This is a genomic window from Streptomyces sp. NPDC058246 (assembly GCF_042881985.1).
Taxonomy (GTDB): Bacteria; Actinomycetota; Actinomycetes; order Streptomycetales; family Streptomycetaceae; genus Streptomyces.
This window is the reverse complement of sequence record NZ_JBHVWZ010000008.1, coordinates 42,132-65,792: the sequence shown is the minus strand read 5'-3', so window position 1 is coordinate 65,792 and position 23,661 is coordinate 42,132. Positions and strand designations below refer to the sequence as shown.

At 71.5% G+C, this 23,661-nt stretch carries 19 protein-coding genes; 12 read left to right on the top strand and 7 right to left on the bottom strand.

Annotated features, from left to right (window positions below; genetic code table 11):
- The first annotated feature begins 12 nt into the window (after positions 1 to 12).
- Complete coding sequence (locus tag ACFVXA_RS14300; protein ID WP_362016659.1) at positions 13 to 525, top strand: EF-hand domain-containing protein; 513 nt, start codon at positions 13 to 15, stop codon at positions 523 to 525.
- Positions 526 to 635: 110 nt separating this feature from the next.
- Here the strand turns inward: ACFVXA_RS14300 and ACFVXA_RS14295 are convergent, their stop codons facing one another.
- Positions 636 to 2,168 carry a class I adenylate-forming enzyme family protein gene (locus ACFVXA_RS14295; protein ID WP_390025136.1) on the bottom strand — a complete coding sequence of 511 codons (1,533 nt, stop codon included), beginning with the start codon at positions 2,166 to 2,168 and terminating at the stop codon, positions 636 to 638.
- Positions 2,169 to 2,325: 157 nt separating this feature from the next.
- On the opposite strand from ACFVXA_RS14295, the gene ACFVXA_RS14290 reads away from it, so the two are divergent.
- The 4 genes from ACFVXA_RS14290 to ACFVXA_RS14275 all read left to right on the top strand — a co-directional run bounded on the left by ACFVXA_RS14290 (position 2,326) and on the right by ACFVXA_RS14275 (position 6,521).
- A complete protein-coding gene (locus tag ACFVXA_RS14290) occupies positions 2,326 to 3,519 on the top strand; it encodes an amidohydrolase family protein (protein WP_362016655.1) in 1,194 nt (397 codons plus the stop codon).
- Complete coding sequence (locus ACFVXA_RS14285; protein ID WP_362016653.1) at positions 3,519 to 4,673, top strand: acyl-CoA dehydrogenase family protein; 1,155 nt, start codon at positions 3,519 to 3,521, stop codon at positions 4,671 to 4,673. Before ACFVXA_RS14290 ends, ACFVXA_RS14285 begins: the two co-directional genes overlap by 1 nt.
- 10 nt (positions 4,674 to 4,683) lie before the next feature.
- Positions 4,684 to 5,580: an acyl-CoA dehydrogenase family protein gene (locus ACFVXA_RS14280; protein WP_389512011.1), complete on the top strand. Its 897-nt coding sequence runs from the start codon at positions 4,684 to 4,686 to the stop codon at positions 5,578 to 5,580.
- Positions 5,581 to 6,059: 479 nt separating this feature from the next.
- Positions 6,060 to 6,521 (top strand): ATP-binding protein, encoded by a 462-nt coding sequence (locus ACFVXA_RS14275; protein ID WP_383737249.1) that lies wholly within the window; start codon positions 6,060 to 6,062, stop codon positions 6,519 to 6,521.
- A 468-nt stretch (positions 6,522 to 6,989) separates the two neighbouring features.
- Here the strand turns inward: ACFVXA_RS14275 and ACFVXA_RS14270 are convergent, their stop codons facing one another.
- Positions 6,990 to 7,916: a cyclase family protein gene (locus ACFVXA_RS14270; protein WP_390025134.1), complete on the bottom strand. Its 927-nt coding sequence runs from the start codon at positions 7,914 to 7,916 to the stop codon at positions 6,990 to 6,992.
- A 96-nt stretch (positions 7,917 to 8,012) separates the two neighbouring features.
- On the opposite strand from ACFVXA_RS14270, the gene ACFVXA_RS14265 reads away from it, so the two are divergent.
- The 3 genes from ACFVXA_RS14265 to ACFVXA_RS14255 all read left to right on the top strand — a co-directional run bounded on the left by ACFVXA_RS14265 (position 8,013) and on the right by ACFVXA_RS14255 (position 11,412).
- The gene (locus ACFVXA_RS14265) at positions 8,013 to 8,924 is read left to right on the top strand and encodes an SDR family oxidoreductase (RefSeq protein WP_390025132.1); all 912 of its coding nucleotides are present in this window, start codon (positions 8,013 to 8,015) and stop codon (positions 8,922 to 8,924) included.
- 255 nt (positions 8,925 to 9,179) lie between these two features.
- Positions 9,180 to 10,352 (top strand): acyl-CoA dehydrogenase family protein, encoded by a 1,173-nt coding sequence (locus ACFVXA_RS14260; RefSeq protein ID WP_390025255.1) that lies wholly within the window; start codon positions 9,180 to 9,182, stop codon positions 10,350 to 10,352.
- A 10-nt stretch (positions 10,353 to 10,362) separates the two neighbouring features.
- Entirely contained in the window at positions 10,363 to 11,412 is a 1,050-nt protein-coding gene (locus ACFVXA_RS14255; protein WP_390025130.1) for a Zn-dependent alcohol dehydrogenase, read from the top strand.
- A 1,450-nt stretch (positions 11,413 to 12,862) separates the two neighbouring features.
- Here the strand turns inward: ACFVXA_RS14255 and ACFVXA_RS14250 are convergent.
- The gene (locus tag ACFVXA_RS14250) at positions 12,863 to 13,957 is read right to left on the bottom strand and encodes a GlxA family transcriptional regulator (protein ID WP_383737260.1); all 1,095 of its coding nucleotides are present in this window, start codon (positions 13,955 to 13,957) and stop codon (positions 12,863 to 12,865) included.
- Positions 13,958 to 14,028: 71 nt separating this feature from the next.
- On the opposite strand from ACFVXA_RS14250, the gene ACFVXA_RS14245 reads away from it, so the two are divergent.
- Entirely contained in the window at positions 14,029 to 15,336 is a 1,308-nt protein-coding gene (locus ACFVXA_RS14245; RefSeq protein WP_384022377.1) for an MFS transporter, read from the top strand.
- Positions 15,337 to 15,473: 137 nt separating this feature from the next.
- Here ACFVXA_RS14245 and ACFVXA_RS14240 read toward each other — a convergent pair whose 3' ends face one another.
- The 4 genes from ACFVXA_RS14240 to ACFVXA_RS14225 form a co-directional block, all read right to left on the bottom strand.
- Complete coding sequence (locus ACFVXA_RS14240; protein WP_383900889.1) at positions 15,474 to 16,139, bottom strand: flavin reductase family protein; 666 nt, start codon at positions 16,137 to 16,139, stop codon at positions 15,474 to 15,476.
- A 174-nt stretch (positions 16,140 to 16,313) separates the two neighbouring features.
- Positions 16,314 to 17,228 carry an enoyl-CoA hydratase/isomerase family protein gene (locus ACFVXA_RS14235; protein ID WP_383900590.1) on the bottom strand — a complete coding sequence of 305 codons (915 nt, stop codon included), beginning with the start codon at positions 17,226 to 17,228 and terminating at the stop codon, positions 16,314 to 16,316.
- A gap of 265 nt (positions 17,229 to 17,493) precedes the next feature.
- Positions 17,494 to 19,719: an acetate--CoA ligase family protein gene (locus ACFVXA_RS14230; protein WP_390025128.1), complete on the bottom strand. Its 2,226-nt coding sequence runs from the start codon at positions 19,717 to 19,719 to the stop codon at positions 17,494 to 17,496.
- Positions 19,720 to 20,117: 398 nt separating this feature from the next.
- Positions 20,118 to 21,329 (bottom strand): NAD(P)/FAD-dependent oxidoreductase, encoded by a 1,212-nt coding sequence (locus tag ACFVXA_RS14225; RefSeq protein WP_362016629.1) that lies wholly within the window; start codon positions 21,327 to 21,329, stop codon positions 20,118 to 20,120.
- Between the two features lie 397 nt (positions 21,330 to 21,726).
- Here ACFVXA_RS14225 and ACFVXA_RS14220 point away from each other — a divergent pair, with 397 nt between their 5' ends.
- From ACFVXA_RS14220 to ACFVXA_RS14210, 3 genes are all read left to right on the top strand, one after another.
- Positions 21,727 to 22,179 carry a DoxX family protein gene (locus ACFVXA_RS14220; RefSeq protein WP_362016627.1) on the top strand — a complete coding sequence of 151 codons (453 nt, stop codon included), beginning with the start codon at positions 21,727 to 21,729 and terminating at the stop codon, positions 22,177 to 22,179.
- Entirely contained in the window at positions 22,143 to 22,850 is a 708-nt protein-coding gene (locus tag ACFVXA_RS14215) for a Zn-ribbon domain-containing OB-fold protein (protein ID WP_390025126.1), read from the top strand. Before ACFVXA_RS14220 ends, ACFVXA_RS14215 begins: the two co-directional genes overlap by 37 nt.
- Before the next feature lie 178 nt (positions 22,851 to 23,028).
- Positions 23,029 to 23,640 carry a GNAT family N-acetyltransferase gene (locus tag ACFVXA_RS14210; RefSeq protein WP_362016623.1) on the top strand — a complete coding sequence of 204 codons (612 nt, stop codon included), beginning with the start codon at positions 23,029 to 23,031 and terminating at the stop codon, positions 23,638 to 23,640.
- The last annotated feature ends 21 nt before the right edge of the window (positions 23,641 to 23,661 follow it).

Genomic DNA, 23,661 nt, shown 5'->3' with positions numbered 1-23,661 from the left:
TCCGAACACACCATGGTCAGCACCGAGTACGAGCGCAGGATTGCCGCCCGGTTCGCCGGCTTCGACCAGGACGGCAACGGCTACATCGACCGGGAGGATTTCAACGCCGCGACCAAGGCGGTCCTCGCCGAGTTCGACACGGCGGCCCGTTCTGACAAGGGCCAGGCCCTGTACGTCGGAGCCGAGGCGTTCTGGCAGGGCATGGCCGGCATAGCGGACCGGGACGGCGATCAGCGGATCACCCGCGAGGAGTTCGTCAGTGGCGCGGTGAAGCGGCTGCGCGACAACCCCGAGCGGTTCGCCGAGATCGCCCGCCCCTTCCTGCACGCCGCCCTCGCCGTCGCGGACACCGACGGAGACGGCCTGGCGACGGTCGGGGAGAGCGTGCGCGTCCTCAAGGCCCTCGGCGTGAGCGACGACATCGCCGCTGTCGCGGCCGCGGCCCTCGACGCGGACTCCGACGGCAGGATCGGCGAGACGGAGGTCGTGACCGCGTTCGCCCGCTACTTCACGGTGCCGGAGTAGTAACCGCCCGACCGTCCGGGCCGCCCCCGACCGACCGCCGTCCCCGGCCGTCCCCCCGACCGACCGTCCGCTCCACCCAGCCGTCCGCCCCACCCGACACCCGCCTACCGCTACCGCGAAAAACGCTCGCGCAGCCTGTACTTGAGCACCTTCCGCAAGGCCTCGTTCCGCGGAAGGGCGTCCACCACCTCCAGCTGCTCCGGCAGCTTGTGCACGGACAGCCCTTCCGCGCGCAGGTAGGCCGTCACGGCTGCGAGGGTCAACTCCTCGGCCCCCGGAGGCTGTTCCACCACGGCGCAGACCCGTTCCCCGCGCTCGGCGTCGGGCAGCCCGATCACGGCGACGTCCCCCACGGCCGGGTGCTGATGCAGCAGGTCCTCGATCTCCTTGGCCGAGATGTTCTCGCCCTTCCGGATGATGATGTCCTTCAGGCGGCCGGTCAGCACCAGATGGCCGCTGCCGGTCAGGTGCCCGACATCACCGGTGATCAGGAAGCCCTCCGCGTCGAAGGCGTCCGCCGACTGCGCGGGATTCAGGTACCCCTGGCAGACGGCCTCCCCGCGCAGCCGCACCTCCCCGTCGACGCCGTACGGCAGCGACGTCCCCACCTCGTCCACGATCCGTATCTCCATGCCCTCCGGTGGCCGCCCCTCCGTCGTCGCCAGGTTCTCGGCCGTGTCGTCCGGCGCGCCCATCGTGATCATCGGGACCTCGGTCATCCCGTACCCGTGGGTGAGCTGCACGCCCATCTCCCGTACGACGGAGTGGTAGACCTCGGGCGGCTTCGGCGCTCCGCCGCCCGCGAGCAGCCGCAGGGTGGGAATGACCTTCTCACCGGGCTGCTTGCGCTGCTCGGCGAGGAACATCGAGTAGAAGGCGGTCGATCCGCCCGCGACCGTCACGCCGTGCTTGCGGTAGCCGTCCAGGGCGGCGGGCAGCGCGAAATGCTCGAACATCACGGCAGGGAAGCCGTACAGGAGCAGCATCACCGTGTAGTCGGGCCCGGCGATGTGCGCGTACGGGAAGGCCATCGAGCCCACGTCGTCGGCGGACAGGTGCAGGGCGTGGGCCAGGCACGAGCCGCCCGCGATCAGCGAACGGTCCGTGTGCAGGACGCCCTTGGGGTCGGAGGTGGTGCCGGAGGTCCAGTAGATCCAGCGGACCGAGGTGCCGTCGGCGGGCGGGGCGGGGAGTACGGAGGGATCGCCGTCCGGCAGTGTCTCGTACGCCTCGAAGACACCCTTCGCGCCGAGCCGCCGCGCCATCTGCGTGTGGTCGAAGCCGCGCCACGTGCCCGGTACGGCGAAGTACTCGGCCTTGGACTCCCGTACCGCGAAGCCGACTTCGCGGTCGCGGTAGAAGGGGATGACGGGTGACTGCACGGCGCCGAGGCGGGCCAGCGCGAAGGACAGCAGGGCGGTCTCGATGCGGGTGGGCAGCTGCCAGGCGACCACGGTGCCGGGGCGTACGCCCATGTCGTACAGGCCCGCCGCCACCCGTTCGGCGCGTCCTCGCAGCTCGCCGAAGGTCAGGGAGCGGTCGTCCTGGAGGAGGACGGGCCGGTCGGGGGTGAGGCCGGCGCGGCGGGTGACCAGTTCCCAGAGGGTGCGCGAGGTGCCCAGTGCGTGTGCGGTGTCGTTCACTTCGACCCCCAGTAACCGGCGCTGTAACTGACGGACAGTCAGGTCGTGGCAGAGCGTAGGGCGCACCGCCTTGTCGGTCCAGAGGTGCGGGGCTAGCCTGGTTTCTGACGGGCCATCAGATATGAGGCATCGGATATGTAGCCAGCGGAGGCCATTCATGACGGAACTGCCGCGGATCGTCAGCGTCGACGACCATGTGATCGAGCCCGCGCACCTCTTCGAGACCTGGCTCCCGCGGAAGTACCGCGAGCGCGGACCGCAGCCCCTGACGGCAGGAATCGGTGAACTCGCCTACATCGGCGGCAAGTACCGGATCACGATGGACCCGGACGGTCCGCCCACCGACTGGTGGATCTACGAGGACCTCAAGTCCCCGTACAAACGCAACATCGCCGCCGTCGGCTTCGACCGCGACGAGATGACGCTGGAGGGCATCACGCGCGCGGAGATGCGGCGCGGCTGCTGGGACCCCGTCGAGCGCCTCAAGGACATGGATCTCAACCACGTCGAGGCCAGCCTCTGCTTCCCCACCTTCCCGCGCTTTTGCGGGCAGACCTTCGCCGAGGCGCACGACAAGGAGGTGGCGCTGGCCTGTGTGCGCGCGTACAACGACTGGATGGTCGAGGAGTGGTGCGGCGACAGCGGCGGCCGGCTGATCCCGCTGTGCCTGATCCCGCTGTGGGACATCGACCTGGCGGTCGCCGAGATCCGGCGCAACGCGGCCCGCGGCGTGAAGGCCGTGACCTTCTCCGAGATCCCCACCTACCTGGGGCTGCCCTCCATCCACTCCGGCTACTGGGACCCCTTCTTCGCCGTCTGCCAGGAGACCGGCACGGTCGTCAACATGCACATCGGGAGCAGCTCGCAGATGCCCGCCGCCTCCCCGGACGCCCCACCCGCCGTGCAGGCCTCGCTGTCCTTCAACAACGCGATGGCGTCGATGATGGACTTCCTGTTCAGCGGGGTCCTCGTGAAGTTCCCCCGCCTCAAACTCGCCTACTCCGAGGGACAGATGGGCTGGATCCCGTACGCCCTGGAGCGCGCCGACGACGTCTGGCAGGAGCACCGCGCCTGGGGCGGGGTCCGCGATCTCATCCCCGAGCCCCCGTCGACGTACTACTACCGGCAGATCTTCTGCTGCTTCTTCCGCGACAGGCACGGCGTCGCGTCGCTGGACGTGGTGGGGCGGGACAACGCGACTTTCGAGACCGACTACCCGCACGTCGACTCGACCTTCCCGCACACCAAGGAGGTCGCCCTCGACCACGTGAAGGGCCTCGACGACGAGACGGTCTACAAGCTGATGCGCGGCAACGCGATCCGCATGCTGGACCTGGACCTGGACCGCTAGTGGACCTGGCGTACACCCCCGAGGAGGAGGACTTCCGGGCGCGGCTGCGCGAGTGGCTCGCCAAGGTGCTCCCGTCGCTGCCTCCGAAGCCGTCCCCGGACGACTGGCCGGGCAGACGGGCGTACGACCTCGGCTGGCAGCGGATGCTGTACGACGCCGGGTACGCGGGGCTGCACTGGCCCGTCGACGCGGGCGGCCGGGGCGCCACCCCGACGCAGCACCTCATCTACCTGGAGGAGACCGAAAAGGCGGGCGCCCCCTACGTAGGGGCCAACTTCGTCGGACTGCTGCACGCCGGGCCGACCATCGCCTCCGAAGGCAGCGCCGAACAGCGGGCACGCTGGCTGCCGCCCGTGCTGCGCGGAGAGGAGGTCTGGTGCCAGGGCTTCAGCGAACCGGACGCCGGCTCGGACCTCGCGGCGCTCCGCACGCGCGCGTGGCGGGACGGCGACGACTACGTAGTGAGTGGGTCCAAAATCTGGACTTCCCACGCGGAGGTCGCCGACTGGTGCGAGCTGCTGGTCCGCACGGACGCCACCGCCCCCAAGCACCGCGGTATCTCGTGGCTCGCGATGCCCATGGACGCGCCGGGGATCACCGTACGGCCGCTGCGCACGCTCGCGGGCTCCACCGAGTTCGCCGAGGTCTTCCTCGACGAGGTGCGGATACCGGTGGCGAACCGCGTCGGCGCCGAGAACGACGGCTGGCGGGTGACGATGGTGACCCTGTCGTACGAGCGCGGTACCGCCTTCGTGGGAGAGGTGGTCGCCTGCCGCCGCGTCCTGGGCGAACTCGCCCGCGAAGCACGCGAGAACGGCCGCTGGGACGATGCCGCACTGCGCCGCCGTCTCGGCAGGCTCCACGCCGAGCTCCGCGCCCTGTGGCGGCTCACCCAGTGGAACGTGAGTGAGTCGCAGCGGACCGGGGGAGTGCCGGGCGTCGGCGGCTCGGTCTTCAAGCTGCGCTACTCGCACACGCGTCAGGAGCTGTACGACGCCGCCGCCGAGGTCCTCGGGCCCGAGGCGCTCGACCTCGGCCGGGAGTGGACCCTCGACCGTCTCTCGTCGCTCTCGTACACCATCGCGGCCGGCACTTCGCAGATCCAGCAGAACATCGTGGCCGAGCGGATCCTGGGCCTTCCGAAGGGACGGTGAGGTCTCCGAAGTGGACTTTCAACTCACGGATGACCAGCGAGCGCTGCAAGCTGGGGTGCGGGAGCTGCTGACCGCGCGCTTCGGCCGCGACCGGCTGCGGGCCGCCGTGCACGACGGGCCGCCGGACCTCGACCGGGCGCTGTGGCGCGAACTCGGCGAGGCCGGGTTCTTCGCGCTGCGCCTGCCGGAGCCGGACGGCGGCGTCGGACTCGGACTGCCGGAGACCGTGTTGGTCTTCGAGGAGGCGGGCCGGGTGCTGCTGCCCGGCCCGCTGATCGCCACCCACCTCGCGGCCGGCGCGGTGGAGGGGGCGGCCACTGGCGAGGCCGTGGTGACCGCCGTCGACGGTGCCGGGGGGCTGGTGGAGTGGCTGGACCACGCCGATGTCGTACGGGGAGACGCGGCCGGCGCCGAGCCGCTGAGGTCGGTCGATCCGCTGACGCCGGTGCACCGGGTGCCCGCGCCCTCCGCCCAGGCGGCCGGGGACGTGCTGCTGACCTCCCTGCTCACCGCCGCCGAGCAGCTCGGCACCGCCGCGCGCACCTGCGAGCTGGCGGTGCAACACGCCCGGACCCGTGAGCAGTTCGGGCAGCCGATCGGGGCCTTCCAGGCGGTCAAGCACCTCTGCGCGCGGATGCTGGTGCGGGTGGAGGTGGCGCGGGCCGCCGTCTACGCGGCCGCCGTCACCGCGGACCCGACCGACGTCGCCGCGGCCCGGCTGCTGGCCGACGAGGCCGCCGTGCGGGGCGCCCGGGACTGCCTCCAGGTGCACGGCGGCATGGGCTTCACCTGGGAGTCCGACGTTCACCTGTATCTCAAGAGGGCGTGGCTGCGGACGCAGCGTCCCGGTGGCGTCACGGAGAGTGAGGAATTGTTGGCGGGCGATCTTCTGGCCGGAACGGGCTGAAGGGGCCCTGTGCAGGCACGGCGCGGGAAGGGCTGCAGTGAATGTCGCGGATCGTGGCATACCGGAATCACGGAGCGTTGATATCGGGTTGTGTCCTAGGCGTGACTTGTCACGGCCTGGAGTCGACGCCGGGCTCCGGTACCTTGTGTGGGATGCGAGTGGTTCTGAGGCTGAGCCATCCCGGTGTTGCCCCTGAGGCGGCTCCGGACCCGGCGATGCACGCCGCTCGCGAGGCAGGGCGGACCCCCGCGCCTGCCTGTTCGACTCCCCGTGGCGAGCGTCGCACAGTATGCCGCACGCGTACTCCTTCGCGCTGGAATATGCCCGAAGCGCTTGTTGGGGTGACTGTACGTCAACCATGCTGTCTCGCAAGGGAATCACGTTCCGTGATCCTTGTTCTGGCCATGCAGAAAATGGCTACGATCGTGGCCCTTGTGAGGCGCGAGGCGATGTGTCCGCCGGTTCGGATGGTGTGAGCGGTGCAGGTGCTTCAAGTGCAGCTGGAGATCCGGCCCGACCCCGCAGAGGTGGGGCGAGCCCGGAGGTGGGCCCGCTCGCGGCTCGCCGGGTCCGGGATAGAGGCCGATGAACCACTCGCCGAGACACTGATCCTGCTCGTCTCCGAACTCGTCACCAACGCCGTGGTGCACACCGGCTGTCCGGCCGTGCTGCGGCTGTCCCTGCCGGGCGGGGGCGAGGCCGCCACCGTCCGCCTGGAGGTGGCCGACTCCAGCGCCCGGCCCCCGATCCCCCGGCATGCCGAAGGCGACGACACCAACGGCCGAGGCCTGGAGCTGGTCGACGGCCTCGCGGACCGGTGGGGCTGGAACCCCGAGGGCGCCGGCAAGCGCATCTGGTGCGAGGTGGACCGCTGTGCCTCGGGTGCCGCGACAAGGCTCGCGTATCCGGCCTACGAGGACTTCGCGTACGAGGCGGTCTAGAGCGCGGATGCGGGGATGCGCTGGGGCGCTGAGGCGGCGCTCAGTGGCTGAGGCGGTCGCCTGGCTCCGGGGCACGGGTGCATGAGTTCGTGCATACCCGCACGAACTCCGTTCCCCGGGTCTCGGCTGTGGCCGAGTGCGCCCTGACGTGCTTCCGTACGCGCCGTCACAAAGGGGATGTGAAGTGATGATTCCCCGAACGGGTGTTGACGTGACGTGTCCGTTTGATCACGCTTGTGTTCAGCGATTCGCCGCGAGGGGACGGCGAGGGTTTCGGTGACGGGAGCCCTCGGCGAGTGCGGGTCGCGATTCGGCGTCGGCTCCTCCATGGCCAGGAGGAGCAGGGCGGGCACGCCGGAGCCGGATGGCGGCGCGCGGTGCCGTGCTCGGGGCGAGCAGTGGCGCGCCGCCAGCCGACCCCCTCCTGGGCGGCCTGTGGCTACGGCCGTTGGCCTGGGTGGAGGGCGACTACAGCAGGGCGACCGGTGCCACCGGTGTCCCTGTGCCGCCCACGAAGGGCTCGGGCATCGCCGAGAGGAGGAAGCGGTAGCAACTTTCTTCTCCACAGGCTGTGGACAACTTTTCGAGATTCCAGTTCTGGCCCTGAAGCATCCCCATCTCGACCAGATCGAGCGCGTGCACAGGCAGCCACAGGTCCTCGATCTCCGGCGGAAAGATCTCGAAGGTGAGGGTGTCGTTCGCGACCGCGGCGACATCGCGCGCGTGGAACCACTCCGGAGTGCGCACCGACAGTCCGGGCGACGGATACCCGTATCCGTTCCTGTCGCCCGCGAGATACACCTGCATCTGCCCCGTCCGTACGAGGACGATGTCGCCCGCCCGCACCCGCGTGCCCGCCAACTCCTCCGCGGCGTCGAGGTCTTCGGGTGTCACCGCGTACCCGCCGTCGAGCCTGTCCTGGCCGCGGGCCCGCGCCACGTCGAGCAGCACGCCGCGCGAGACGATGTGCCGGGGCTTGTCGATACCGCTGAACTCGGCGCCGCCGTGCGGGGTGATCGTGTCGGCCGGGCGGCCGTTGTAGAGCTTCCCGGAGTGCGAGACATGGGTGAGCGCGTCCCAATGGGTACCCGCCTGAAGCCCCATGGTCACCGCGTCGTCGCTGCACGCGACCGTGCCGGGTCCGAAGATCTCCTGGTTGATCTGCACCATGGCGTGCAGCGGATTGACCCGCCCGGGGATCATGCCGGTCTGTACGCCGTCCTGCTGGAGGGGGAGGGCGAGCGGGACGCGACGGCCGCTGCGGACGCAGGCGGCTGCCTCCCGTACCACCTCGTCGGTGATGAGATTCAGTGTCCCGATCTCGTCGTCGGCTCCCCAACGCCCCCAGTTGTTCACGCGCTTGGCGATCTCATGGAACTCGGCCGGCAGTGACATGAGTCCTCCCCGGGGGCTTGTCTCCAGGTATCTGACGGGTCGTAGAATCCGAGTTGAATCTAACGGACCGTCAGAAACTGCGGGAAGGGGCCGGGCGTGGGGAACTTCTTGGCAGGCAAGGTCATCGCCGTCACGGGCGCGGGACGGGGGATCGGCCGGGCCGTCGCCCTCGCCGCGGCCGCCGAGGGCGCGCGCGTCGTCGTCAACGACTACGGCGTCTCCATCGAGGGCGCCGAGCCGACCAGCTCGATCGCCGACGCCGTCGTCAAGGAGATCGAGGCGGCGGGCGGGGACGCGGTCGCGGTGGCCGACGACATCTCGACCATGGCGGGCGGCCGCCGTGTCGTCGACGCGGCGCTGACGTCGTACGGGCGGATCGACGGCGTCGTGTGCGTGGCCGGCATCCTGCGCGAGCGGATGCTCTTCAACATGTCCGAGGAGGAGTGGGACCCGGTGGTCGCCACCCACCTCAAGGGCACGTTCACCCTCTTCCGGGCCGCCTCGGCGGTGATGCGCAAGCAGGGCTCGGGCACCCTGATCGGCTTCACCAGCGGAAACCACCAGGGGTCGGTGTCGCAGGCCAACTACAGTGCAGCCAAGGGCGGGATCATCTCGCTCGTCCGCAGCGCGGCGCTCGGCCTGCACAAGTACGGGGTGACGGCGAACGCGGTCGCGCCGGTCGCCCGCACCCGTATGTCCGCCAACGTCCCCATGGAGCTCACGGAGATCGGCGAGCCGGAGGACGTGGCCGCGCTGGTGGTCTACCTCCTGTCGGACCGGGCCCGCGACGAACGGATCACCGGCCAGGTCTACACGATCGCCGGCCCCAAGATCGCCGTCTGGGCCCAGCCGAGGGAACTGCGAGCGGGCTACGCGGAGGGCTCCTGGACACCGGAGAAGATCGCGGACTTCCTGCCGGGGACCGTGGGCGTGGACCCGATGCCGCTACTGGAACGGGTGGAGGCGATGGCCAGGGCGGCGGCGGAGAAGAACCGCCCGAACGCGTAGGGGGCTAGTGGCTGCGGCCTGCTAGCTGCGGGCTGCAAACCGTGAGCCGTGAGCTGCGTGCCGTGAGCTGTGGGCTGCGTGCCGCGGAGTGGCAGCCCGTCCTCCCGGGCTGCGGGCAGTCGTGCCGCTGGGGGCGGCACGGTGGTGGGCGTGGCGGCACCTCGCAACGCCGAGCCGCGCAACCACCCCGAGTGCAGCCCCATCCCCTGGAACCGGGGCGACAGTCGTCGAACAGGCCAACGTGAGGCGGTGACCGTGGAGTTCGGATTCGGTCCGGAGGACGAGGCGTTCCGGGGTGAGGCGCGGGCCTGGCTGGCGGCGCGTCTCGCGGGTGACCCGGTGGCCGGACGGGACTGGGAGCGCGAACTGGGCAACGCCGGCTGGATCGGCCTCGGCTGGGACGAGGCCGGATACGGCAACCGGACGGCCCCCCTGACCCAACAGGTCGTGTGGGCCGAGGAGTACGCCCGCGCCAAGGCCCCCACCCGCTCGGGCCACATCGGTGAGAACCTCCTGGCCCCCACCCTCATCGCCCACGGCACGGCCGACCAGAAGACCCGCTTCCTGCCTCCCGTCGCCCGCGGCGAGGAGCTCTGGTGCCAGGGTTACAGCGAGCCCGGCGCGGGCTCGGACCTGGCAGGCGTGCGCACCACAGCCGTACGGGACACCGGCTCGTACCGCGTCACGGGACAGAAGATCTGGACCTCCCTCGCCCGCGAGGCCGACTGGTGCTTCGTCCTGGTCCGTACGCAACCGGAGTCCACCCGCCACCACGGCCTCTCCTTCCTCCTCGTCCCGATGGACCAGCCGGGCCGCATAGAGGTCCGCCCGATCCGCCAGCTGACCGGCACGAGCGAGTTCAACGAGGTCTTCTTCGACGGGGCGCTGGCCCGCGCCGAACATGTGGTCGGCGGCGAGGGCAACGGCTGGCGCGTCGCGATGAGCCTCCTCGGCTACGAGCGTGGCGTCTCGACACTGGCCCAACAGATCGGCTTCGCCGCGGAGTTGCGGCGGGTGGTGGAGACGGCCGTCGCGACGGGCGCGGCCGCCGATCCCGTCGTACGTGACCGGCTCGTACGTCAGTGGGCCGAGCTGCGCACGATGCGTTGGAACGCCCTGCGCACGCTCGGGAGTTCCGGCGGCGCCGGGGACGCGGGAGATACGGGGGACGCCGGGGCACCCAGCGTGGCGAAGCTGCTGTGGGGCGGCTGGCACCGGCGGCTCGGCGAACTGGCGGTGCAGGTGCGGGGCGCCGGAGCGACGGTGGGCCCGGCGGCCTGGTCGGCGGCGGCACCGTACGAACTGGACGCGTTCCAGCACCTGTTCCTGTTCAGCCGGGCCGACACGATCTACGGCGGCTCGGACGAGATTCAGCGCACGATCATCGCCGAGCGCGTGCTCGGCCTGCCGAGAGAACCGAAGGGCTGAGGGAGCCGCGATGCGAGGCGTGATCTTCGACGGGAAGCAGACCCAGGTCGTGGACGATCTGGAGATACGCGATCCAGGACCCGGTGAGGTACGAGTCGCGATCTCGGCGGCCGGGCTCTGCCACAGCGACCTCTCTGTGGTGGACGGAACCATACCTTTCCCCGTTCCTGTGGTGCTCGGCCATGAGGGCGCGGGAGTGGTGGAGGCGGTCGGTGTGGGTGTCACCCATGTCCAGCCCGGCGACCATGTGTCGCTGTCCACGCTCGCCAACTGCGGGGCCTGCGCCGAGTGCGACCGCGGGCGGCCGACGATGTGCCGCAAGGCGATCGGGATGCCCCAGCGGCCGTTCACGCGAGGCGGTCGGCCGCTGTACCAGTTCGCGTCGAACTCGGCTTTCGCGGAACGGACGGTGGTGAAGGCGGTCCAGGCGGTACGGATACCGGAGGACATCCCGCTGACGTCCGCAGCGCTGATCGGATGCGGGGTCCTGACGGGCGTCGGGGCCGTGCTGAACCGCGCCCGCGTGGACCGCGGCGACAGCGTCCTCGTCATCGGCACCGGTGGCATCGGCCTCAACGTCCTCCAGGGCGCGCGGCTCGCGGGCGCCCTGAAGATCGTCGCGGTCGACTCGAACCCGGCGAAGGAGTCCGTGGCCCGCCAGTTCGGCGCGACGCACTTCCTGACCTCGACGGAGGGCGTGCCGGACATCCTTCCCTCGGGCGCGGACCACGCCTTCGAGTGCGTGGGACGCGTCGAACTCATCCGCCAGGCCATCGACTCGCTCGATCGCCACGGCCAGGCGGTCCTGCTCGGCGTGCCCCCGGCGACGGCCGAGGCGTCCTTCCTGGTCTCGTCCATGTACCTGGACAAGTCCATCCTGGGCTGCCGCTACGGCTCCTCACGCCCCCAGCACGACATCGCCCTGTACGCGGAGCTGTACCGGGAGGGGCGGCTGCTGCTGGACGAGCTGGTGACGGCGACGTACCCGGTGGAGGACTTCGACAAGGCGGCACAGGACGCGCATGAGGGGAGGGTGGCGAGGGCGGTCCTGACGTTCTGAATTCCAGCCCGTCCGGCGTTCGGGGACGAGGCCGTTCCGGTCGATGCGGGGGGCTCGGGGGCTGGGGGCGGCAGCCCCGAGGTAGGGGAAGGGCAGGGGCGGAGGTAGGGGAAGAGCAGGGGCACAGGGGGCGAAAGACCCTCTGTCCAGCCGCCGCTCCCGAGCGCCGCGCCGCTGCGTGTCGGCCGCGTCGGCGCCGCACCCGAAGTTATCCACAGGCCGGGGAAATCCCTGGGCCCCTGTCAGTCCCGTCCCCTACCGTCATCGCATGACCTACCGCGATGTCGCCTCCAAACAGGCCCTGACCTGGGCTGTCGTGGCCATCGGCGCCCGCATGCCGGTAGCCATGGCCCCGCTGGCCCTGGTGTTCCTGACCCGCGAACGCCCCGGTGGCTACACCCTGGGCGCAGCCCTGGCCGCGGCGTACGTGATCGGCGAGATCGCGGGCGCCCCCCTCCTCGGCACCCGCATGCGCCCGAACCGCGCCCGCCCCCACCTGGCCGCGGGCCTGGCAGGTGGCGCGACCGGCTTCGCGGGCCTGGCCGCGTTCCCGGACGCGCACCCGGCGGTCCTCGCCGCGTTCGCCGCCCTCGCCGGCGCCGCCCCCGCCGCGGCCCCCGGCGGCCTGCGCGCCCTGCTCACCAGCATGGTCCCCCAACACGCCGTGGCCCAGGCCCTGTCCGCCGAGTCGATGCTGACGTTCGGCATATGGTCCCTGACCCCGGCGGCGGTCACCGGCCTCGCGCTGGGTGTCGCCCCAGAGCTCCCACTGCTGCTCGCGGCCGCGTTGATGGCGTCGTCGGTCGCGGGCCTGTGGCTGCTGCCCGCGGGCTGGCCGGCCGACGAGGCGGACCGCGACGGCGAGTCGATGGCACGGATCCTGTCCAGAGCCTGGCCGGCGTACGTCACGGGCGCGGCCGGCCTCTCCCTCCTCGCCCTCGCCGAACTCGTCCTGCCCGCCCTCCTCGAACAGCGCGCCATGGGGATCGGCTGGGCGGGCCCGCTGCTCACGGGACTGTCGCTGGGCTCTGCGGCGGGCGCGTTCCTGTACGGCCTGCGCACCTGGCCGGGGCAACTGCGCACCCGGAGTGTGCTGCTGCTCTGCGCGATGTCCGGGTGCGTGGCGTTGGTCGCGCTGATACCGGTGCTCGCCTGGATGGCGGCCGCGCTCGTCCTCGCGGGTGTGCTGCAGGCGGGCGCCATGCTCACCCGTAACCTCACGCTGCGCGAGACCCTCCCGCCCAGCGCGCTGGCCGCGGGCTACTCGGTGATGTACGCGGCGGTGGGCGCGGGATACGCCGCGACGGGCTCCCTCGCGGGCGCGCTGCTCCGCTTCGTGGCGCCCTCGACCGCGATCCTGGCGGGCGTCGGACTCACCCTGCTGCTCACGACCGTGGGCGCGCTGGGGGAGAGCCGCCGGGCGGCGAGCGGGGCGGACACCGGTGGGCGCTCAGCCTCCGGCGGAAACAAGGGAGTTGTCGGAACCTCCGCCGGAGCCCCCGCCGGTGCTGGTGCTGGTGCCGGTGCCGGTCCCGGACCGGAACGTGCGCCGATATGTCGTGGGAGTGACCCCGAGAGCCGCCTGTAGATGCTGCCGCATCGACTGGGCCGTGCCGAAGCCGGCGTCCCGCGCCACCTGGTCGATCGACAGGTCGCTGGACTCCAGCAGCTGCCGGGCCCGTTCGACGCGCTGCTGGGTGAGCCACTGCCCGGGGCTGACCCCGACCTCCTCGCGGAAACGGCGCGTGAAGGTGCGTACGGACATGGATTCCTGCTCGGCCATGTCGCGCAGCTGGATCGGCTCGTGGAGGCGGCCGAGCGCCCAGGCGCGGGCGGCGGTCGTGGTGGCCGCCTGCGCCTCCGGCACCGGGCGCTGGATGTACTGCGCCTGGCCGCCGTCGCGGTGCGGCGGTACGACAGTGCGGCGGGCCACCTCGTTGGCGACGGCGGCGCCGTGGTCGCGGCGTACGAGATGGAGGCACAGGTCGATCCCGGCCGCGACACCCGCGGAGGTGAGAACGTCCCCGTCGTCGACGAAGAGCACGTCCGCGTCGACCCGGATCTTCGGGAAGAGCCGCTGGAAGTGGTCCGCGTGCATCCAGTGCGTGGTGGCCGGGCGGCCGTCGAGGTAACCCGCGGCGGCGAGGACGTATCCGCCGGTGCAGATGGAGACGAGGCGGGTGCCGGGGCGGATGTGGGCGAGCGCGGCCGCCAGTTCGGGGGTGAGCACACCTTCCTCGTGGACGGGGCCGAGCTCGTACGAGGCGGGGATGACGACGGTGTCGGCGGTGGCCAGCGCCTCCGCGCCGTTCGCGATCAGAACGGCGAAGTCGGCGTCCGTCGCGACGGGGCCGGGCGCCCGGACCGAGCAGGTGACGATCTCGTACAGGGGGCGGCCGTCCGCGTCGCGCGCCTTGCCGAAGATGCGCTGCGGGATGCCCAGCTCGAAGGGCAGCAGCCCGTCGAGGGCGAGGACGACGACGCGGTGCCGGGAGGATTCCGGGCGTGCGTGTCCGGTGCGGCTGGGTTCCTGTTGCTCGGCCATGGCCCGATCCTAACGAATGCTGTCTCTCGGGCCACTCGTTCGCCGGGATGCGATCCCCGAAGCTTTATGCCGTGACCCAGACAACCGACGCCGTCGCCCCCGCACAGGAGCCCACTCTCCCGGGACGAGCCCGCATCCATCGCGCGTGGTTCGTCGCCGCCGTCACCTTCGTGACGATCATCGGCGCGGCGGCGTTCCGTTCGCTGCCGGGACTGCTGATCGATCCACTGCACCAGGAGTTCCACTGGTCGCGCGGCACGATCGGCGCGGCGGTCTCGATCAACCTCGCGCTGTACGGGCTGACGGCACCCTTCGCGGCCGCGCTGATGGACCGCTTCGGCATCCGGCGTGTGGTGGCGGTCGCCCTGACGGTGATCGCGCTCGGCTCCGGGCTGACCGTGTGGATGACGGCGGCCTGGCAACTGCTGCTCTGCTGGGGCCTGTTGGTGGGCCTCGGCTCGGGTTCGATGGCGCTTGCCTTCGCGGCGACGGTGACGAACCGCTGGTTCACGGAACGGAAGGGCCTGGTGACCGGGATCCTGACGGCGGCCTCGGCCTCCGGCCAGCTGATCTTCCTCCCGCTCCTCTCCTGGATCGTCACGGAGCACAGCTGGCGCCCGGCGGCGGTGACGGTGTCCCTCGCGGCCCTCGCGGTCGTCCCCTTCGTATGGCTGCTGCTGCGCGACCACCCGGCGGACGTGGGCCAGAAGCCGTACGGGGCAACGGAGTTCGTACCCAAGCCCGCGCCGGTGCAGGGGGCCGCCCGACGCGCGGTGACCGTGCTGCTCTCGGCGGTCCGTACGGGCCCCTTCTGGCTGCTGGCCGGGACGTTCGCGATCTGCGGCGCCTCGACGAACGGCCTGGTCCAGACCCACTTCGTGCCCGCGGCCCACGACCACGGCATGCCGATCACGGCGGCGGCCTCGCTCCTCGCGGTCATCGGCGTCTTCGACGTGGTCGGCACGATCGCCTCCGGCTGGTTCACCGACCGCTTCGAACCGCGCCGACTGCTCGCGGTCTACTACGCCCTGCGCGGCATCTCGCTGCTCTTCCTCCCGATGCTCCTGGCGCCGACCGTGCACCCCCCGATGCTCTTCTTCATCGTCTTCTACGGCCTCGACTGGGTCGCCACCGTCCCGCCCACCCTGGCCCTCTGCCGTGAGCAGTACGGCGAGGACAGCGCCATCGTCTTCGGCTGGGTCCTCGCCTCCCACCAGGTCGGCGCCGCCCTCGTCGCCTTCCTCGGCGGCGTCGTACGGGACACCTTCGGCTCGTACGACGTCGTCTGGTACGCCTCGGGTGCACTGTGCGCGGCGGCGGCGCTGATGGCGCTGGTGATCCGGCGCCGACCGGTTCGGATGGCGCCGGCTCTGGCGTGACTTGGGCGGGTTCTGCCTGGGACTTGGGCGAGTCCTGCCACGGGTGATCCGGCCTGGGGCGAGTCCTGCCAGGGGTGATCCGGCCTGGGGTGATCCCGCCTGGGGTGATCCGGTCGGCCAAGGCCGTCGGGCAGGCCCTAGAGGAACCGTCCCTTGTGGAAGAGCAGCGGAGTCATGGCGTCGGTGCCGTCGCCGGTGCCGAGCGCGTCGACCCGCCCCACCACGATCAGGTGGTCCCCGCCCGTGTGCACCGCGTGGATCGTGCAGTCGATCCAGGCCGCGGCGCCCGCGAGGCGGGGCGAGCCGGAGACGGGCGCCGCGTCGTACACGACCCCGGCGAACTTGTCCGCGCCGCTCACCGCGAAGCCGCGGCACAGCTCACCCTGGTGCGCTCCGAGGACGTTCACGCAGAAGACGCCCGCGCGGGCGATCCGCGGCCAGGTCGTCGACGTACGACCGACCATGAAGCAGACCAGCGGAGGGTCGAGGGAGAGGGAGGAGAAGGACTGGCAGGCGAAGCCGGCCGGGCCCGCCTCCTGCTCGGCGCCGTCACTGTCACCGTTGCCGTTGCCGTTGCCGTTGCCGTTGCCGTTGCCGTCGCCCTCGCCACTGGTGGCCGGTGCGGTGACCACGGTCACGCCGGTGGCGAAGTTCCCCAGCACGCGCCGGAACTCGGCCTGATCGACCGGCGCCCGTTCGTCGTCGCCGACCGCGCGCAGCTCCGGGCGCGGCAACGCCTCGACGGGCCCCGCGACGGTGGGGGCCCCGGCCGACCTCAGATAGCGGACGGCCGCGGCGGCCATCCCTGCGTGTCCCATCACATCAACCATTGAACCTGACGGAGTGTCAGATAGGAAGAGGGGGAGACCCGGTAGAGCCGGGAGAGCCGGGAGACCCGGTAGAGCCGGTAGGCCTGTCCCCTCTTCCGTGGGCCCCGTGCACCCCCGGCGTACCTTTCGTCCCATGGGCGGGCCGAGTCAGCGGCCCCTGTACTCCGGGGTCCGCCGTTCCAGGAAGCTCGCGACCCCTTCGGTCGCGTCCGCCGTCGTCATATTGATCTCCTGGGCGGCCGCCTCGGCGGCGAAGGCGGCCGCGCGGTCGGTGTCGAGGGAAGCGTTGAGCAGCTGTTTGGTGAGCGCGAGGGCGCGTGTCGGGCCGGTGGCGAGGCGCTGTGACCACTCGCGGGCGGTCTTCTCCAGCTCGTCCCGCGGTACGACCCTGTTGACGAGCCCGATGCGCTCCGCGTCCGCGGCCGTCAGCGCGTCGCCGAAGAACATCAACTCCTTGGCGCGCTGCGGGCCGACGAGACGGGGCAGCAGATAGGCCCCGCCGCCGTCGGGGACGAGTCCGCGGCGCACGAACACCTCGATGAACCTGGCCGACTCCGCCGCGAGCACGAGGTCGCACGCGAACGCGAGGTGCGCGCCGATCCCGGCGGCCGTGCCGTTGACCGCCGCGATCACCGGTTTCTCGCAGTCGAGGACGGCGGCGATCAGGCGCTGGGCGCCGAGGCGGATGGTGCGGGCCACATCGCCCGGCACCCGCTCCCCGGCCGGCGGACCCCCGCGCAGATCCGCGCCCGCGCAGAAACCGCGGCCCGTCGCCGTGATCACGACGGCCCGCACGTCCGGGTCGGCGGACGCCTGCGCGAGCAGTGCGATCACGCGTTCCCGCTGGTCCCAGGTGAGTGCGTTCATCGCCTCGGGCCGGTTGAGAGTGATCCACGCGACGGCATTGTCAGTGGCGTGAAGTATCAATGAGTCGAGGGACTTTTCGGCAGATGCGGGGGATTCAGGAGCTTCACGGGATTCACGGGAATCAGGGGACTGACGGGACTGACCGGACTGACCGGACTCACGGGACTCACGGGACTCACGGGGGGAGTCGGACATGGGTGTACTCCATTTCGTACGAGGGGTGGTGAGCCTCGTGCGCAAGAGGCGCGGCAGTGTGGACGACCGCTCAGCGGCACAAGCGCTCAGGAGCGTGCGGGACCGCCGTTCGACGGCATACGCGCGAAGGGGCGGGCGGGACCGCCTTTCGGCTGCATGCGCGCGAAGGGGCGGGCGGGACCGCCTTTCGGCTGCATGCGCGCTCGGGGGCGGGCGGGGCCGACGTTCAGAGGCATGCGCGCTCAAGAGCAGGCGTGACCGCCACTCACTGGCACACCACCAGCGCGTCGAGCGCGACGGCCCCCTGCCCCCTGGGCAGGACCATCAGCGGATTGATGTCCAACTCGGCGACGTCGTGCCCGAGTTCAAGGGCCATGCGCTGCACCCGGACGACGACTTCGACGAGTGCGTCGACGTCCACGGGCGGGGCCCCGCGCACTCCGTCGAGGAGTGCCCGTCCCCGCAGCTCGGCCAGCATGGCCCGCGCCTGGTCCTCGCCGAACGGCGGCACGCGTACAGCGGCATCCCGCAGCACCTCGACGAGGACGCCGCCGAGCCCGACGGTCACGGTCGGTCCGAAGAGCTGGTCGTGCGTTACGCCGACGACCATCTCGACCCCCCGCTCGACCATCTGGCACACGAGGACTCCGTCGAGCGTGATCCCTTCGTAGCGCGCGATGTCGGTCAGTTCGCGATAGGCGTCGCGCACCTGGCTGGCGGAGGTCAACCCGATCTTCACCAGGCCGAGTTCGGTCTTGTGGGCGATCTGTGCGCCGGAGGCCTTCATGACCACCGGGTAGCCGACCTGGCTCGCCGCCCGCACGGACGCCGCCGCGCTGGTCACCAACTGCTCCCGCGGCACGCGGATCCCGTACGCGCGCAGCAGCTGCTTCGCCGCGTGCTCGCTCAGCTGGTGCCCGGGCCGCATCAGCGCCTGAGCCTTGCGGAAGGAGGGCGAGGGGGTGCGCGGCGCCTCGTCGAAGGGAGAGCGGTAGGCGGCCGCGAACCGGTGGTGGTCCAGGTAGGCGCGGACGGCGGTGATGCAGTTGGCGAACGTACGGAAGGTGGCGACCCGCGAGGACCCGAGGAGCGTCTCGCGGTACGCGGCCTCCGTGCCGACCGGCGACCCCCACACCACGCACACCAGCTTGTCCGTCTGCTCCGCCGCGTCCACCAGATCCTGCGCGAGCTTGTCGCTCATCGGCGGGAAGGGCCCGGTGATGGGGCAGATCAGCACCCCGACGGAGGGGTCGGCGAGGATCGCGTCGATGATCTTCCGGCCGCGCCAGTCGCCGACCGGATGGCCGCCGTTGTCCACGGGATTGGCCACGTTCAGGTACGGCGGGATCCAGTCGTGCAGCTCGGCCTGCTTGGCGGCGGACAGGGTGGGCAAGGCCAGTCCCGCCTCGCTCGCCAGGTCCGCGAAGTGCGCCCCCGTGCCGCCCGAGATCGAATAGACGACGACCCCGTCCGCCCGCGGGACGCGCGCCCGCGCCAACAGCGCTGCCGTGTCCTGGAGTTCGTCGAGTCCGTCGACCCGGATCACGCCGTACTGCCGCATCGCCGCGTCCACCACCGTGTCGGCGCCGGTCAGCTTGCCGGTGTGTGAGGCGGCGGTGCGGGCGCCGGTCTCGGTGCGACCGACCTTGACCGCGACGACGGGCACCCCGCGGCGGGCGGCGCGGTCGGCGGCGAGCAGAAAGGAGCGGCCGTCCTTCAGCCCCTCGACATAGCAGGCGATGGCGCCGACCTCGGGCTGTTCGGAGAAGTAGGAGAGGAAGTCGGCGGTCTCCAGGTCGGCCTCGTTGCCGGTGGGCGCCCAGTGGGAGAGCCGTACGCCCAGCTCCTGCATCGCGAACACCGGCCGGCCCTGGTGCCCGGACTGCGTGATGAGCGCGATCGCGGGACCGTCGAGGTCGTCGCGGAACTTCTCGAAGGCGTTGAGGTTGGTGTTGGGCCCGAGCAGCCGCAGGCCGGAGCGGCGGACGGCGGCGGCGAGCCGGGTCTGGGCGGCGGCGCCCTCGGCTCCGGTCTCGGCGAACCCGGAGGCGAAGGCGACGGCGAACTTCACCTTGGCATCAGCCAGTTCCTCGATCACGGGAAGGGGGTCGCCGACCAGCAGCACGGCCAGATCGACCTGCTCGGGCAGGTCCGCGACGGAGGGGGAGCAGGGTATGCCGAAGACCGACTGACGCGTGGGGTGCACCGGGTGCAGCCGGGCGCCGACCCGCTCGGCCCAGGCGACCAACTGCCGGGTGATGCCGGTGTTCGGCCGCCCCTCGGCGTCCGAGGCGCCGACGACGGCCACGGACTCGGGACGGAAGAAGCGGCCCAGGTCGGGTACGGCGGCGTACAGCGGACGGCCGCTGACGTCCAGGTCGTCGACGTCGGCCGGCCGGCCGTGCACGACCGGTGAGGGTTGCTCGCCGCAGGCGATGACCCGGGCCCGGCGGGAGTCGGTGGTGAGGGTGCCGTGGGTTGATCCAAGCATCGGTCCGCCCGCTCCTGTGTGACAGCGTGTGACAGGCAACTTGTAACTGACGCTGTGTCAGATTACTTAACTGACGCCATGTCAGGAACCGTTGTGCAGGCAAAGACCTGTGGCGGGCACCTTGGTGGTACCCGCCATGGCCGAGTCAGGAACGCGTCGGGGAGCCGGCAGGGGCGGCTCCGGGCGTATCCGACCCCGCCCGACCCGCGTGCATAACACGCGTTGCGTGCAAGGAGGTTGAGGGTCGTGCGGCGGATGGGCGTGCCGGGCCGGTCCGCCACCGGACCGGTCGGCAGCGGGCGGCTTGGTTGCCGGTCGGGCGCGCCGGGCTCGTCGGTTGCCGGTTGGTTGCGGCTGGGTGTGCCGGGCGGTTGGTCGCCGGGTGGGTGGTGGGTCGGTCAGCGGGTGGCGGGCGACGGGTTCCGTGTCGCGGCCGTGGTGCGGGCCACCGCCTTCGCGATCTTCTCCGCGTCGAGGGCCAGTTCGCGGAACATGCCGCTGATGGGGTTGGTGAAGCCGGTGAAGTACAGGCCGGGGGCGTTGCGGGGGGTGCGGGCGCCGTGCACGACCGGGCGTCCGCGCTCGTCGAGTACGCCGAGGTGCCCCACGACGCCCTCCAGCGCGCGGACGTATCCCGTCGCGGCGATCACGACGTCCGGGGCGATCCGCTTCCCGTCGGCGAGGGCGACCTTGCCGTCCTCGAAACCGTCCACCGCGGCCACGATCTCCACCCGCCCCTTACGGACGGCGTTGATGAGGCCGACGTCCTGGACGGGGATGGAGCCCTCGTTGACACGGGAGTAGAGGCCGGTGTCGGGGCGCGGCAGACCCTGGGCCGACAGGTCCGGCACGCTCAGCTTGGCCATCGGCCCGGCGAGCCGGTCGACGAGGCGCACCGGCAGCCGCCGTACGAGAATCCCGGTGAACTGCGCGGCCCAGCCGGCGGTCGAGCGGCGCACGATGTGCGGCGCGGTGCGGACGGAGAGCCGCACGCGGGAGGCGCCGCCCTCGATCAGGTCCACGGCGATCTCGGCGCCCGTGTTGCCGACGCCGACGACGAGGATGTCGCGGCCCGCGTAGGGGGCGGGGCTGCGGTAGTCGCCGGCGTGCAGCAGCTCGCCGGTGTAGGCGTCGCGGCCGGGCCAGTCGGGGAGGTGCGGGGTGTGGTTGTAGCCGGTGGCGACGACCACCGCGCTGCCGGTCAGCTCGCGGCCGCCGGTGGCGTGCAGCAGCCAGCCGTCGCCGCCCGGCGCGGGCTCGACGCGCGAGACCTCGACGCCGGTGACGATCTCCAGCTGGTGGTGCTCGGCGTACTTCTCCAGATAGCGCACCACGTTGTCGCGCGACACCCACCGCCCGAAGGAGCGCGGCATCGCGAGTCCCGGCAGGGCCGACAGCCGCCGGGTCGTGTGCAGATGCAGCCGGTCGTAGTGACGCCGCCAGGACGCGCCGACCTTGTCGGACTTCTCCAGCACGACGGCCCGTACGCCCTGGGCGCGCAGCGCGTACGCCGCCGCGAGTCCGCCGGGGCCGCCGCCGATCACGTACACGGGGCGGTCTTCGTGGGACGGCACCGTGCGGGGCGTCGAGGAAGCAGTCGAGTCGGCCATGTGCGCGAGCGTAATCACGTGGTCACTTGATAGGTCTCGGTCAAGCCCGGAATCGGTTGCGAACTGATCACGGCTGTAGGAGGAGTGGGTGGGGCCGGTGACGTAGGTCACCTGGTTGTGGCGGGGTTGTGGACCGGGCCGATCGCGTACGCCTCCGCGGCGGAGCGGGGTGAGCGGCGGACGCCGGTTCGTGGTGCTGTGGAATCGGCGGCGGGCGCCGGTTCGTGGTGCTGCGGAGTCCGCGGCGCCTGCCGGTTTCGTGGCGCCTGCCGGCTTCGCGGTGCCTGCCGGTTTCGTTTCGCGGTGTTGTGGAGTCGGTGGTGTGCGCCTCTTGCGCAGGTGCTCCGCGTGCGCTGAACTGACGTACCGTCAGATTCCGGTGGCGACAGGGGAGTCCATGGACACGATCTGGCTCAGTGGGGCGGAGTGGCTGGCCGTGCTGCGTATCGGGCTCGGGCTGTGGTGGCTGGAGAGCTGGCGGCACAAGGACAAGAAGGCCTGGTTCGAGCGGGGGACCGGGATCGCGTGGGCGGCGGACATCGCGGCCAAGCACCGGTGGAACGCGGTGCGCTCCGGCTTCGACGTGGTGGTCGCCCCGCGTCCACGGGCGATGGCGTACATCGTCGCGTACGCCGAGCTGGCGCTCGGGCTGGGGCTGATCCTCGGCTTCCTCACACCGGTCGCCCTGGTCGGCGGCCTGCTGCTCAACGTCCTCTACTTCACACTGATGATCCACGACTGGGCCGAGCAGGGGCAGAACGGGATGATGGCGCTGATCTCGCTCGTCGCCTTCTTCGGGATGGCGTGGCAGACATGGTCGCTGGACGATGCGACGGGGTTGTTCTCGTGAGCGGGGAGCGGACTCACGGCCATCTCGGAACTCCTCCGCCGAGCGGGCCGTCGCGGGACCCGGTGAGCGCGTGGTCCGGGGCCCCGGTGGATGCGCGTTCCCGGGCCCCGGTGGACGCCACGTCGCAGGCCCCCGGATTCGACGTCCCCGAGGTGGACGCCTTCACGCGCCCCTACTGGGATGCGGCGGCCCAGGGGCGGCTACTGCTCCGGCACTGCGCCGCCTGCGACCGTAGTCACCACTACCCCCGGGAGTTCTGCCCGCACTGCTGGAGTGAGCACGTGGAGTGGCGCCCCGCGAGCGGGCGCGCCACGCTCTACACCTGGTCGGTGGTCCACCGGAACGATCTCCCTCCGTTCGGGGCGCGGGTGCCGTACGTCGCCGCCGTCGTCGACCTCGCCGAGGGACCCCGGATGATGACCGAGGTGGTGGAGTGCGCGGAGGGTGCGCTGCGGATCGGGATGGGGCTGGAGGTCGCCTTCCGTGCGGGAACGCCCGTATTCCGGCCCACTGCCGCTGGTGCCGCTGGTGCCGCTGGTGCCGCTGGTGCCGCTGGTGCCGCTGGTGCCGCTGGTGCCGCTGGTGCGACTGGTGCCACTGGGGCCTCAGATGTGCCCGAGGTTGGAGGGGTTCCTGGGGTTCCTGCCCCTAGTACCCCCGGGTGTCCCTAGTGCCCCCGGACTCCAGTACCCCCGGACCCCAGTACCCCCGGACCCCAATACCCCCAGCCGCTCCGGGCTCGCCTCCCCGGCCCAGGGTCCACCTCTTGGCCCGGTTCTCCCGCGTCCGCGGGAACGGCCGGGGTGCCCCGGGCGTGACGGCTGCGCGCTCAGGCGTTTGAATGGCTGGATGTCCGATGTCCATGAGCAATTCGCCGTCCGCCCCTTCCCCGAACTGCGCGGCCACGGGCTGTGGCTGCGCCCCTGGAACGCGGAGTCCGACGCCGACGTCTCGGCGTATCTGCGTGGACTGTCCGATCCGGAGTTCCAGCGCTGGAACACGCCGCTCAGGTTCGTCCGGGACATCGACGGCGCCCGCGACTCGCTCCGCTCGCGCACCGCGAGCGCGACGGAGGGCACCGGGGTCTCCTTCTGCGTCGCGGACCCGGACACCGGCGCGCCGCTCGGCCACATCGGCGTCAACGAGATCGACCACGTCATGAGCTGCGCCCGGGTCGGCTACTGGGTCCTCCCCGATGCCCGGGGCCGCCAGATCGCCACCCGCGCCCTGGACCTCGCCACCCGCTACTCCTTCACCGAGCTCGCGCTGCACCGCCTGGACCTGGGTCACGCCGTCGGCCACGACATCTCCTGCCGGGTCGCCGAGCGGTGCGGATTCCGGTACGAGGGGACACTGCGGGGCGCGATGTTCGAGGCGGGGCGGCACGACGCGTTCCGGGACGTACACCTGCACGGACGTCTGGCGACGGATCCGGAAACGCCGGATCCCAACCGCGCGTAGGCGTCGCGGATGAGCCGCGGC